Annotated in this window: 11 protein-coding genes; 6 read left to right on the forward strand and 5 right to left on the reverse strand. The window is 63.4% G+C overall.

Annotated elements, in window-relative coordinates:
- Window positions 1-29 precede the first annotated feature (29 nt).
- Together P0D68_RS02485 and P0D68_RS02490 are read left to right on the forward strand one after the other, a co-directional pair.
- Window positions 30-1,709, forward strand: a complete 1,680-nt coding sequence (locus P0D68_RS02485; protein WP_408300144.1) for an FGGY-family carbohydrate kinase — start codon at window positions 30-32, stop codon at window positions 1,707-1,709.
- Between the two features lie 84 nt (window positions 1,710-1,793).
- Window positions 1,794-2,195 (forward strand): hypothetical protein, encoded by a 402-nt coding sequence (locus P0D68_RS02490; RefSeq protein ID WP_408300146.1) that lies wholly within the window; start codon window positions 1,794-1,796, stop codon window positions 2,193-2,195.
- A 48-nt stretch (window positions 2,196-2,243) separates the two neighbouring features.
- On the opposite strand, the gene P0D68_RS02495 is transcribed toward P0D68_RS02490, so the two are convergent.
- From P0D68_RS02495 to P0D68_RS02505, 3 genes are all read right to left on the reverse strand, one after another.
- Window positions 2,244-3,158, reverse strand: coding sequence for a LysR family transcriptional regulator (locus tag P0D68_RS02495; protein ID WP_408300148.1), 915 nt, complete (start codon window positions 3,156-3,158; stop codon window positions 2,244-2,246).
- Window positions 3,159-3,464: 306 nt separating this feature from the next.
- On the reverse strand, window positions 3,465-4,409 hold the full coding sequence (locus P0D68_RS02500) for a cupin domain-containing protein (protein ID WP_408300150.1): 945 nt from the start codon (window positions 4,407-4,409) through the stop codon (window positions 3,465-3,467).
- A gap of 342 nt (window positions 4,410-4,751) precedes the next feature.
- Window positions 4,752-6,110 carry a sigma-54 interaction domain-containing protein gene (locus P0D68_RS02505; protein ID WP_408300216.1) on the reverse strand — a complete coding sequence of 453 codons (1,359 nt, stop codon included), beginning with the start codon at window positions 6,108-6,110 and terminating at the stop codon, window positions 4,752-4,754.
- 318 nt (window positions 6,111-6,428) lie between these two features.
- On the opposite strand from P0D68_RS02505, the gene P0D68_RS02510 reads away from it, so the two are divergent.
- From P0D68_RS02510 to P0D68_RS02525, 4 genes are all read left to right on the forward strand, one after another.
- A complete protein-coding gene (locus P0D68_RS02510) occupies window positions 6,429-7,310 on the forward strand; it encodes an MBL fold metallo-hydrolase (RefSeq protein ID WP_408185521.1) in 882 nt (293 codons plus the stop codon).
- A gap of 39 nt (window positions 7,311-7,349) precedes the next feature.
- Window positions 7,350-8,669 (forward strand): NAD(P)/FAD-dependent oxidoreductase, encoded by a 1,320-nt coding sequence (locus tag P0D68_RS02515; protein ID WP_408300152.1) that lies wholly within the window; start codon window positions 7,350-7,352, stop codon window positions 8,667-8,669.
- A 33-nt stretch (window positions 8,670-8,702) separates the two neighbouring features.
- Window positions 8,703-9,506 (forward strand): sulfite exporter TauE/SafE family protein, encoded by an 804-nt coding sequence (locus P0D68_RS02520; protein WP_091806921.1) that lies wholly within the window; start codon window positions 8,703-8,705, stop codon window positions 9,504-9,506.
- 124 nt (window positions 9,507-9,630) lie between these two features.
- Complete coding sequence (locus P0D68_RS02525; RefSeq protein ID WP_408300154.1) at window positions 9,631-10,599, forward strand: LysR family transcriptional regulator; 969 nt, start codon at window positions 9,631-9,633, stop codon at window positions 10,597-10,599.
- Between the two features lie 65 nt (window positions 10,600-10,664).
- Here P0D68_RS02525 and P0D68_RS02530 read toward each other — a convergent pair whose 3' ends face one another.
- Together P0D68_RS02530 and P0D68_RS02535 are read right to left on the reverse strand one after the other, a co-directional pair.
- Entirely contained in the window at window positions 10,665-11,453 is a 789-nt protein-coding gene (locus tag P0D68_RS02530; RefSeq protein ID WP_408300156.1) for an alpha/beta fold hydrolase, read from the reverse strand.
- Window positions 11,454-11,701: 248 nt separating this feature from the next.
- On the reverse strand, window positions 11,702-12,583 hold the full coding sequence (locus P0D68_RS02535) for an aldo/keto reductase family oxidoreductase (RefSeq protein WP_408467983.1): 882 nt from the start codon (window positions 12,581-12,583) through the stop codon (window positions 11,702-11,704).
- Between the last annotated feature and the right edge of the window lie 32 nt (window positions 12,584-12,615).

A 12,615-nucleotide genomic window follows, 5' to 3' on the forward strand; every position in this document is an offset into this window, starting at 1 on the left:
CTAACGCGATAGTGAGCAGGCAGCAAGCCATGACCTCAGAGAACCCGACTTCCGGCGCGAGTCAAAGATCGACCCACAGTGCGACCCACAGCCCGGCAGACAGCGCGCGCGACGCGCGCTATGTCATCGGCGTGGACGTCGGCACGGGCAGTGCCCGGGCCGGACTCTTCGACCTCGCCGGCCGTATGGTGGCGTCGGCCAGGCGTGACATCACGCTGTTCCATGCGAGCGGTTCCATCGTCGAGCAGTCGAGTGGCGAAATCTGGACGGCTGTCTGCGATTCCGTGAAAGACGCGCTGTCGCAGGCCGCCGTGTCGCCGGCTCAGGTCGCCGGGATCGGCTTCGACGCCACCTGTTCGCTCGTCGTGCTCGGTGCGGGCGGCCAGCCATTGCCGGTGGGCCCCTCGGAGCAGGCCGAGCGCGACATCATCGTCTGGATGGATCACCGCGCCGTGGCGCAGGCGGAGCGCATCAACGCGACGGGTCACGAGGTGCTGAACTATGTCGGCGGCAAGATCTCGCCGGAAATGGAGACGCCCAAGCTGCTGTGGCTTCTCGAGAACAGGCCGGGCGTCTTCGCGGCGGCCTGGCAGTTCTTCGATCTGACCGACTTCCTGACCTGGCGCGCAACCGGCGATCTGGCCAGGTCGACCTGCACGGTCACTTGCAAGTGGACCTATCTGGCGCACGAGCGGCGCTGGGACGAGAGCTACTTCCGCAGCGTCGGCCTTGGCGTGCTGGCGGACGAAAGCTTTGCGCGCATCGGCCAGCGAGTCGTCGATCCGGGCACGCCGCTGGGCAGCGGCCTGACCGCGGACGCCGCCGCGCAACTCGGCCTGCGAACCGGAACGCCGGTCGCCACGGGCGTGATCGACGCCCATGCCGGTGGCATCGGCACGGTCGGCGCCGACGGCGATCCCGAGTCCTGTCTCGCCTATGTGTTCGGCACCTCGTCGTGCACGATGACCACGACCCGCAGTCCGGTCTTCGTACCCGGCGTGTGGGGACCGTATTTTTCGGCGATGGTGCCGGATGCCTGGCTCAACGAGGGCGGCCAATCGGTAGCCGGCGCGGCCATCGAACGACTGCTTGCCATGCATCCCGCGTCTTCCGACGCACGGCTTCGCGCGCAGCGCGAGGGCCAGTCCTTGCCGGCCCTGCTCGCCGCCCTCGCCGTGCAGTCGGCCGATAGTGTGTCAGGCACCGCGTTGCTGGCCGGCGGCCTGCATGTCGTGCCGGAGTTCTTGGGGAACCGTGCTCCGCTGGCCGACCCGCACGCAAGGGCCGTGATTGCGGGCCTTGGAATGGAAGACGACCTGGACAGCCTCGTCGCCCTCTACATTGCGGGCCTGTGCAGTATCGGTTACGGGCTTCGGCAGATCATCGAAACGCAGGCCAACGCGGGTGCGCCGATCGAGCGGGTGGTGATCAGCGGCGGCGCTGGGCGGCTCGATCTGGTTCGGCAACTGCTCGCGGATGCAACGGGCAAACCCGTGCTCGCCACGCAGGCGGAAGAGCCCGTGCTGCTGGGTGCCGCCATGCTGGGCGGCGTGGCAGGCGGCCAGTTCGATAACGTGCGCTCGGCAATGGCGAGGATGTCGCAGATCAGCAAGACCTACGAACCGGGCGCGAGCGACATCGCGCAACTGCACGAGGCGCGCTACCGCGCCTTCCTGAAGCTGCAAAGCGTGGCCAGAGAGATCCGCTAGACCTACCCACGGCGACGGTGGCGCCGCGTTGGGCGAGATGCCTTTACAATCCAGCACTTCGATCCGACAACCGTGACATGCGCCATGAAATACCTCCTTGCATCGACACTCGCGGTCGTCATCGCGGCCGCGAGCGCGACGACGAACGCCGAAACACCCGCGGGTAGCGCGACGCCCAAACTGGAGTGCGCGATCGGGTATGTCACCGGCATCGGTGGCGCGGCACAGAGCTTTCGCGAATACCTGGCGACCCCTGACAGAGACAGATATCGCTTCCTCGCGGACAACCCGATCCAATGCAAGGTCTCCGACGAGGGGCGCGCGTCGGGCTGTACCGGCATCACGAGCCTTCGGAATGAAAAAGTCAGCGTGTACGACGATATCGACAGTACGACGATGGCCGTGGTCGCGCGCGTCGAACTGGACCGGGGAACGTATCCGGTGATTATCGTCGTGCAAAAGAAGGACGTGAAATGCGAGGAGTGATTGCACTCGCCGCGCGAGGCGCTGACGAATCCGACAGGTCGTGGTGTGTCAGCGCGCCTTCTCGCCAAGTTTTTCAGCGAGAAAGTCGATAAACGACCGAACCTTGGACGACACCGTTTTCTTCCTCGGATAAACCGCCCAGATCGAAGCTTCTTCGCGCGACGAACGGATCTCCCAGTCCGGCAATATGCGTGTGAGACGACCGTCGCCGAGTGCTTCGTCCGCCAGCCAGCTGGGCAGTAGTGCGATCCCTCTTCCAGCCAACGTGACTGCAAGCAACGCATCGGTATCGTCGATCGTGAGGCGGCCGCTCGCGCTCGCCTTCTGCCACTCGGACGCCGTGTCTGCCCGAGGCCTCACGTACCAGACATTCCCCACTGTTCGCGAGAACATCACGCAAGCGTGATCTTTCAGCGCAGCGGGCGTAACGGGTGCGCCGCTCGCCTTCACATACGCCGGCGCCGCGCATGCCAACTCGCTGTGTGGCGCGAGACGCCGGGCCATCAGCGACGAATCCTGCAACGCGCCTATGCGGATGCCCAGATCGACCTGTGACTCGATGAGATTGAGGACGTCGTCCGTGAAAATTGCATCGACATCGATATCGCGATACCGGTCCATGAATTCGCCGATGTGCGGCACGACGTGTTTGCGCCCGAACGAAACGGGCAGCGTCACACGCAACACCCCGGAAGGACTCTGGTTGAGCGACGACGTCGCGTCCTTGGCATCCTTCAACTGAGTGAGCACCTCCGAGACGCGCGAGTAGAACACCTTGCCGCCCTCCGTGAGCGAGAGCCCACGAGTCGACCGGTTAAAAAGCGCAATGCGGAGATCGGCTTCGAGTTCGTTCAAATGTCGCGACGCGGTCGACGTCTTGATGGACAACTCCTGGGCAGCGCGAGTGAGACTACCCAGTTCGGCTGCGCGCACGAATGTCCGGACTGCTGCGAAGTAATCCATGTGGAAATCCAAAGTGGACTGCGGCTGGGCGCGGCGCCCTTCAATCGAGTCTGGGCGTTTCAGCCGGCACGCACTGTCAATGCAGGGTAGCTTACGATATCAGCCTTCACACCGCCGGCGTGCGTGCTGAACCCGAATTCGTTCGCCGGAACAGATGGCAGAAGGCCGAGGCTGCGCCCATGCCGTTTGTGCAAAACCCTTGGCATGCGATCAGTTCAATGACGAGCCCGTCACGCACTGGAAGTGCGCGACGGGCTCGCCGAGTAAGACGGACAGAGACTTTTCTATTTTTCGATGACAGCCTGCTTATTTGGCAAAGCGGATATCCAGTGCGCGCAAATAAGTTTGCAAGCCGGCGTCCTGAATGGGAATGAGCCGGGCATCTTCGTCCGATTCATTGAAGTGGGCGTGCCAGTATCCCGGCGGCGTCACGAACGCGAGGCCCGGCGCCCAATCGACTCGGGTGGCGTCCGCAATATTGCCCTGCTCGTCCAGTTCCGTGCCGACGAGGCTATAGCATCCCTGCGGACAATCAACGATAAAGTCCAGCGCAATCGACTGATGACGGTGCGGCTTCTGAACCGACTTTCCGGGAAGCAAACCGAACATAGCCCACAGCACGTGCGTCACCGTGCGGGTTTGCGGAAAACTGGCGTTGGCCAGCAGCACGGAAATACGGCTACGAAGCGCGGCGTGCGTATCCTTGGCGACTTTCTGCAGTTCGGCCTCGGCGCGTTCCGCCGGATACAAGGTCGGGGCGAATCGCGGAGAAACCGAATCCACTCCGAGGTAAGTCAGCAATGGCGCGTCGGTGACGTAGTACAACGCGACATCTTCGAGCGCCGAAATCGTGGATTCGATACCGCCGGGCAACGAGAAGAACGCGCCTTGCGTAAATGAAATCGTGTGTCCGCCCTGCACCGCCGATCCCGATCCGCGAATGACATAGAAAATCTGCGATGTGGCCAGCGGGTCCAGTTCGACGCGCTCTCCCTTCAGAATCCGAACGAAGTTGGCGACCAACCCCGGGCCGGTCGCCGGCGCGTCGCAACCCAGTTCCGCTGACAGATCGAGCGCAACGACGCGAGTCGGCCCGTCGGCATACAGGTCAGCGGGGAACGTCTTGAAGGGAACGCGTGAAATCAGCTTTGCGCCAATCGGGTTGGCCGCTTTGGTGTATTCGAAGTATTGCGCGCTATCGGTGACGTTGGTGTCGTCTTCCAGAAGGGCTGCGTCGGTGCGATCAAGCATGTTGTTGCTCCTGAAATCAAGGTTGGCCAGCTCCGCTGTGTTTGCAGCGAAGTCGTGAAATGAATTTACGTTCTGGCAAACCGCGCCGGTAGTGCCCTCGGCGCAAATGAGTTTTCAGGTTTGGGGGTAAGGCAAGCGACCGCGGTTGTGATCTTTTGATGAGGCGAGAGTTGCCTCGCGGGACCCGAGCTGATTGCCAATTCGCTTCGTGTTTCTCGTGTTGATAGTGCGCCCGGTGGCCGGAATGCCTGGCACAGCGCGCACGCCAGATGGCGTGCATTTGAACCGCCTGCACTGCGCTTTTTCTACGCCGCGGACGGTCATCGCGCGCAATGCTTTTCTTTAGTGCTCGCCGTTGGAGTCAACCTCGTCGAGAGCCTTCAGCCGCCGGTACAGCGTGCGCTCGCTAATGCCGAGTTGTGCTGCAAGGTCTCTGCGCATCCCCACGAAACCCGCTGCTATGCGGGCCAGTTCGGCATCCGTGAGCTTCGTGCGACCAGCATGGCGTAAGGCGGCATGCTCTGGCCTCGCCGACGGCACCTCGCCCCTGACCATCTCCGGCAGATGTTCCGGCCGGATCACGCCATCGTCGGCCAGCAGGCTCGCGCGTTCGAGCACATTGCGCAGCTCGCGAATATTGCCCGGCCAGCGATACGCGCGTAGCAGTGCGAGCGCCTCCGGTGCGACCGAAGTCTTGCGCGGAGCGGTGTCGCGCCCCGAGGCGATGCGTTGCAGCGTCGAATCCACCAGCAATGGAATGTCGTCGGCGCGGTCGCGCAACGCGGGCAAACGAATCGGGAACGCGCTGATCCGGAAATACAGGTCCGAGCGGAACTGTCCGGCCGCCAGCATCTGCTCAAGGGGCTTGTGCGTTGCGGCGACGAGCCGGAAGTCCGCGCGCTGCGTCTCCACGCTGCCGACGCGGCGAAATGCGCCCGTCTCGATGAGACGCAGCAGCTTGACCTGCATCGACAATGGCACATCGCCTATTTCGTCGAGAAACAGAGTCCCGCCTTGGGCCGTCTCGACGAGCCCAGGCTTGCGGTTGACGGCACCGGTGAACGAACCTTTCTCGTAGCCGAACAATTCGCTTTCGAACAGCGTCTCCGTGATGCCAGAGCAGTCGACCACCACGAACGGCCGTTGTGCCCGATCGCTCGCCTCGTGCAGCGCATGGGCGAACAGTTCCTTGCCCGTGCCGGACTCGCCGAGCAGCAGGACAGGCAACATCGAGGGCGCGACACGCTGCAATGCCGCGAGCGCTTCGTTGAACGCAGGCGCGCGTCCCACCAACCCGTCTACGCTTGGCCGCGCGGAGGCGCCGCGCACCGTCGAGAGCCGCTCTACATACGCGACGATCTCGCGCCGCGTGTCGAAGATTGGCCGCAATTCCACGTCCACATGCTCGGGGCCGCGCGGCGTGTGATGGATGTGCAGCACGCGATCCGCGCTGCGGAGTTCGGACGCCCGCTTCATCGGGCAATGCTCGCCCGCCTGGTCGCACGGTACGTCGTAGTGGTGCGATACCTGGTAGCAACGGCGCCCAACGTGCGGCTGCCCCGCGACCCCGAACTGCCGCCGGTACGCAGTGTTGGCCGCAAGAATGCGGTAGTCCGGGTCGAGCACGATCGACGGCTGCGGGTCGTATTCCAGATAGGAGACGAGAGCGGCAATCTCGGGGGCGCCAGGCTGCGCGGGCATCGCATCAGACGAAGCGCTCGGGGCGGATGAGGGCTCGGGCAGGATCATGGTCGCAGACCGGAAATTCGTCGAGGAAGGAGCACTATACGCGCCGACTGCCATTTCTGCCACGACTGCCACATGGCAGACAGTGGCAGTCCGCCATTGGACGTTCTCTCTGGCGCGCGCCGGTTCAGAACGTTGTGGGGCACATAAAAATCGATGTAGATCATGGATTTAGAACCTCCGCGCGAAACTAAGGCGCGATTGGCACGATACTTGATTGAAGTCGCCTCCGAATGTTGCTGGACAGCCCGTCCGGCACGAGGAACGACTGCAATGACAGCCAGCCAATTTATCGTCGAAGGATTCTTCGACCCCGCCACGTGGACCATCAGCTATCTGCTGCTGGATCCGCGCTCGCAGCAATGCGCGCTGATCGACAGCGTGCTCGATTACGACCCGAAGTCGGGCCGGACGCGAACCGTGTCGGCCGACCGGCTAGCCGCCCGCGTCGAAGCACTAGGCGCAAGCGTGCAATGGTTGCTGGAGACGCATGTGCACGCGGACCATCTGTCCGCCGCGCCGTATCTCAAGGAACGGCTAGGCGGGCGAATCGCGATCGGCGATCAGGTCACGCGCGTGCAGCAGGTGTTCGGCAAGCTCTTCAATGCCGGGCATGGGTTTGCCACCGACGGCTCGCAGTTCGATCACCTCTTCGCCGACGGCGAAACCTTCGCCCTGGGACAGTTGCAAGTGCGCGTGATGCACACGCCCGGCCACACGCCGGCGTGCGTCACCTATGTCGTGAGCGACGGCGACGATCACGCGGCATTCGTGGGCGACACGCTCTTCATGCCCGATTACGGCACCGCCCGCTGCGACTTTCCGGGCGGCGACGCATCCACCCTGTACCGCTCGATCCGCCGTGTCCTGAGCCTGCCTTCGCAAACACGCCTTTACATGTGCCACGACTATCAGCCGGGTGGCCGTCCGGTGCAGTACGAAAGCTCGGTCGCGGACGAACGCGAGCACAACATTCACGTACGCGAAGGAACACCCGAGCAGGCCTTCGTCGAAATGCGCAAGGCCCGCGATGCGACGCTCGATATGCCTGTTCTGATTCTTCCTTCCGTTCAGGTGAACATGCGCGCCGGCCATCTGCCCGAGCCCGAGAGTAACGGTGTTTCGTACATCAAGATTCCGGTGAATGCGCTCTGACGGGTGCGTTGAGCGTCGGCACAATAGTTAGGAGAAGCAATGGAAATCAGAAAGCACACGAACCCGCAAGCTGCCGGCCACGACCTGACCGGCCTTGCCGGGCGGATCGCGTCGCCCCTCGTCGTCTCACAGGAGCGGCATGACGTCGTCATCGTGGGGGCCGGCGCCGCGGGCATCGCGACAGCGTCGAGCCTGCTCGCGCGCGCGCCGGGTCTGGATATCGCCGTGATCGATCCGGCCGACACGCACTATTACCAGCCGGGCTGGACGATGGTCGGCGCCGGTGTGTTCCGGCCCGAGACGACGGCGCGCACCATGGACGACGTGCTGCCGGCCAGGGTGCACCGGATCAAGGCCGCCGTAGCGGCGTTCGAGCCAGAGAACAATGCGCTGGTGCTCGAGGGTTGCCGCGTTGTCAGGTATAGCCAGCTCATCGTCTGCGCAGGGCTCAAGCTCAACTGGAACGCCGTCGAAGGGTTGCCGCAGACCCTCGGCCGCAATGGCGTCACCTCGAACTATCGCTACGACCTCGCCCCGTACACGTGGCGCCTCGTACAGGGGCTAAAGGGCGGACGCGCGCTCTTCACGCAGCCGCCGATGCCGATCAAATGCGCCGGCGCGCCGCAAAAGGCGATGTATCTGTCCTCCGATCACTGGCAGCGCACCGGGAGGCTCGGCGGGATCGACGTCGAGTTTTATAACGCGGGAGCGGTGCTGTTCGGCGTGGCCGACTACGTGCCCGCGCTGATGAAATACGTCGAGAGTTACGGCATCAAGCTGAATTTCGGATTCAACCTGAGCGCGATCGACGGCGAGGCGAAGCGCGCCACTTTCACGCGTACGGTGGCGGGCGGCGCGCCCGAACGTGTCGAAACGGAATTCGACATGATCCACGTGGTGCCGCCGCAGACGGCGCCCGACTTCATCGCCGTCAGTCCGCTTGCCGACGCGGCGGGCTGGGTCGACGTCGACCAGAGCACGCTGCGCCACAAGCGCTTCGATAACGTCTACGGGCTCGGCGACGTGACGAACACGCCCAACGCAAAGACAGCGGCCGCCGCTCGCAAGCAGGCGCCCGTCGTCGCGCACAACGTGCTCGCGGCGCTCGGCGCTATGTCGGGTGTCGCAACGTACGACGGATACGGATCGTGTCCGCTCACGGTCGAACGCGGCAAGATCGTGCTTGCCGAGTTTCTCTACGGGGGCAAGGTCGCACCGACGTTCCCCGGCTGGCTGATCGACGGCAAGCATCCATCGCGGCTCGCCTGGCTGCTGAAGGAGCGCATCCTGCCGCCGCTCTATTGGCGCGGCATGCTCAAAGGCAAGGAGTGGCTCGCCCATCCCCGTCTCGCCGAATGAGCGGCGGCTTGTCATCAACCCTCAAGGCTATCGATGCTGATCTCACTTCTTCTCGGCGCGATCGTCGGCGCGTTGCTTGGTCTGACGGGCGCGGGCGGCGGCATTCTCGCGGTGCCCGCGCTGGTGTTCGGGATGGGCTGGCCAATGCAGCAGGCCACGCCGGTCGCGCTCGTCGCCGTATCGAGCAGTGCCGCGGTCGGCGCACTTGAAGCCTTCCGCAAGCGGCTGGTCCGATATCGTGCGGCGCTGTTCATGGCGATCGCCGGCATTCCAGCGACCGCCGTGGGCGCCCGTCTCGCCCACGCGTTGCCACAACGCCTGCTGCTTGCGCTCTTTGCGAGCGTGATGCTGATCGTCGCGGTCCGGCTGCTACGCCAGACACTCCGCAGCGGTGCGGCACCGCAGCCCGAATCGGCGCTGTGCGTGGCGCGCGTCAACCCCGCGACCGGCCGGCTCGTCTGGTCGTGGGCGACGGGCGCGGCGCTCGCGGCAACGGGTGCGGTTACCGGACTGATGACCGGCATGCTCGGTGTCGGCGGAGGATTCATCATCGTGCCGATGATGCGCAAGCTGACCAACGTGCCGATGCACGGTGTCGTGGCCACCTCGCTTCTGGTCATCACGCTGGTCGGCGGTGGCGGTGTCATCGCCACGATGCGCCACGGCGCTTCGCTACCGCTCGAAGTGGTGCTGTGGTTCAGCCTCGCCACAGGCGCGGGCATGCTCGCAGGACGCGCCGCGTCGCACCGTCTCCCGGCGCACCGGGTGCAACTCGGTTTCGCGACGATCCTGATATGCGTCGCATTGGGGCTGATGGCGAAGGCCGCGATCGCCTGACTTCGCATGACTTCGCCTGTCGCAGCAAAGTTGCTGCGTTCCCGTTTCCTGGAGTTGGCTGGAAGTTGGGTATTTTCGTTTATGCTGACCCATCCGATAATCCAGCTATCGAATCGAGGAGCAAATGGACCGGTTGACTGGCATGGGCGTGTTCGTCGCGGCGGTCGATGAAGGCAGTCTTGCAGCCGCCGCGCGACGCTTCGGGTTATCCGCCGCGATGGCCGGCAAATACGTGAGTGCGATCGAAGCCGAACTGAATGTAAGACTGCTCCAGCGCACGACGCGCCGTCTGAGCCTGACCGATATCGGTCAAAACTATTACCAACGCTGCAAACAGATCCTCGAAGCCTACGACGAGGCCAATCGCGAGGCGGGCGATGCACACGGAGCCCCTGGTGGCGTGCTGCGCATTTCCGCTCCGGTCACTTTCGGCGCCATGCATCTCGGCGACGTGCTCGCGAGCTTTGTGGAAGACAATCCGCAGGTCAAAATCGAAGTGTCGTTGAGTGACCGCTATGTCGACCTGCTCGAAGCCGGCGTTGATATTGCGATTCGAATTGGGCGTTTGCCCGATTCGGGGTTGATCGCACGCCGGCTCGCACCGTGCCGAATGGTGATCTGCGCGTCCCCAGATTATCTCAGGCGTCACGGAGCGCCGCGCAATCCGGACGACCTGCGGCAGGCGCCGCGGCTCACGTTCAGTGAAGCGGTGTCGGTAGGAGACTGGACGCTGGTCGATGCGAAACGCCGGTCGCATGTGATCGACGGGCCGAGCCGGATCTCGGCCAACAACACCCAGATGCTGCTTGCCGCGGCACTCGCCGGAGCCGGTATCGTTTATGGACCCTCGTTCGTGTTTGGAGAGCAGATCGCGCTTGGAAAACTCGTCGAACTGCTGCCGGAGTACCACACCTCGGAATTGACGATCCAGGCGGTCTATCCGAGCGCGCGTCACTTGCCACTCAAAGTGCGCCGGTTCCTCGAGCATCTGGTGGCGGCATTCGGAGACGATCCGCCGTGGGATCGCATTCCGACACGGCGTAGCGCCAGCCCGCGTCGTTCCTCCGACAAGCCGAAACGGGTGAAGTCCTAGACGGCAGAAGCGGCGTGCCGCTCAGCCTGGCGCCGCATGCGCGTGACACGTCGTCTATGCACGAGCTATGCGGCGGCGTTTTCGGCGGCCACGAACTTCTCGATCGCCGCCGCGACCGCCTCGGGTGCCTCGAGCGGCGACAGATGGCCGATGCCCGGCAATACCTGCAAGCGCGCGCCTGCAATCCGGGGCAGCAACTCCTTCTGTAACGTCTCCACACGATCAACTTTGTCCAACTCGCCGGCAATCACCAGCACGGGGACATTGATGGACCTCACATCGTCAGTAATGTCTTCGAGCATGGCGGTGCGTGGCCACGCAGCTTTGGCTTGCGGCGCACCGCGCAGGCTGTCGGCGACGACTTGCTCACGACAGGCCGGCGTGAGCGGATTCGCCGTGAGTACGTTGTCCAGCACCCACTCGATCGACTCGCGCGAATCATAGGCTGCTGCCATCGCCGCGCGCTGCTCTTCAGGAAGAGCCATGGGCGAAGGCGGCGACGGCGCCACGAGCACCAGGCCCTGCAATCCCGCTGGTCGCCGGGACGCAAGCAACTGCGCTACTTTTCCGCCCATTGAATGACCGACCAGAATGTAGCGCCGCAGTCCTAGTGTTTCGATGACCTCTCGTGCATCGTTCGCGAGATCGGCAATCGTGTAGCCGTGCTCCGGCGCGTCCGAGTCACCCCATCCGCGATGATCGGTGGCAACGGTTCGGCATGGCGTCGACAAGCGGCCGACGACGCCGTCCCAAGTGCGGGACGATCCGCCCCAGTAGTGAAGGAACACGAGTGCCCGTTCTCCCTCCCCCTGCTCCCTGACGCGAATTCTCGCGCCGCTCGTCCGGATATCCATTGCGATGCTCCCTGATCTGGTGTGCCGATGGCACGGTGGCGGATCGGATCAGGTCCGACCCGAATCATGGAGGCATCTTAGGTTTGGCCGCTCCGTTTGATAATTACCGTCTTTTTATCGGCAGTCGATCATGGGACGATCGAAATGCAGCATGGTCGCTTTGTGAAGGGTTATGGCAACGCGCCAGCATGTTCAGGACGTTCGTCCACGTTTTCACGCGCGACCACACCTCGTGGCAGATGAGCACCTTAGTCTTTCGTATTCCCGGAACCGATGGTGTCCAACGACGACAAGACATCCTCTGGCAAACGAAGGTTCACGCTGGCGATGTTCTGCTTCAGATGCTCGACCGACGAGGTGCCAGGTATCAGCAGGATGTTCGGCGAACGCTGCAACAACCAGGCAAGGGCCACCTGCATTGGTGGCGCGTCGCATTGGTCTGCAGCAGCGCTCAACGCTTCGGCCTGCAGCGGAGAGAAGCCGCCGAGCGGGAAAAACGGAACATACGCGATGCCATCTTCGGCAAGACTGTCGATCAGCGCGTCATCGTTACGATGCGCGAGGTTGTACATGTTCTGCACGCACGCAATCTTCGTGATCGTGCGTCCCTGCGCGATCTGCTTTGCGGTCACATTGCTCAACCCGATGTGACGAATCAAGCCTTTCGCCTGAAGTTCCGCAAGCGCGGTTAGCGGCGCCTCGATATCGCCCTCGGCCGGTGCACCCACGTCGAACATCACGCGAAAGTTCACGACGTCGAGCGCATCGAGACCGAGATGGCGAAGGTTGTCATGCACCGCCGATTCCAGTTCGGCCGCCGACGACGCAAGGTTCCACGAGGCATCGCTCCCTCGGCTGGCGCCCACCTTCGTGACGATCGTTAGCGCATCGGGATAAGGATGAAGCGCCTCGCGAATGAGCTGATTCGTGACATGGGGGCCGTAAAAATCGCTCGTATCGATGTGGGTGATTCCGCTTTCGATTGCAGCACGAAGCACCGCTATCGCCGCGGTGCGGTCTTTCGGTGGCCCGAAAACGTGCGGCCCCGCTAGCTGCATCGCACCGTATCCCATGCGCGTCACAGGACGCTCGCCAAGTTGAAAAGTACCTGCCCGCGTAACTTCGGTCATCGATGCACTCCTTCGTTCGGATTGTTGTTGCA

This window comes from Paraburkholderia sp. RL17-380-BIE-A (assembly GCF_046028085.1).
Lineage (GTDB): Bacteria > Pseudomonadota > Gammaproteobacteria > Burkholderiales > Burkholderiaceae > Paraburkholderia.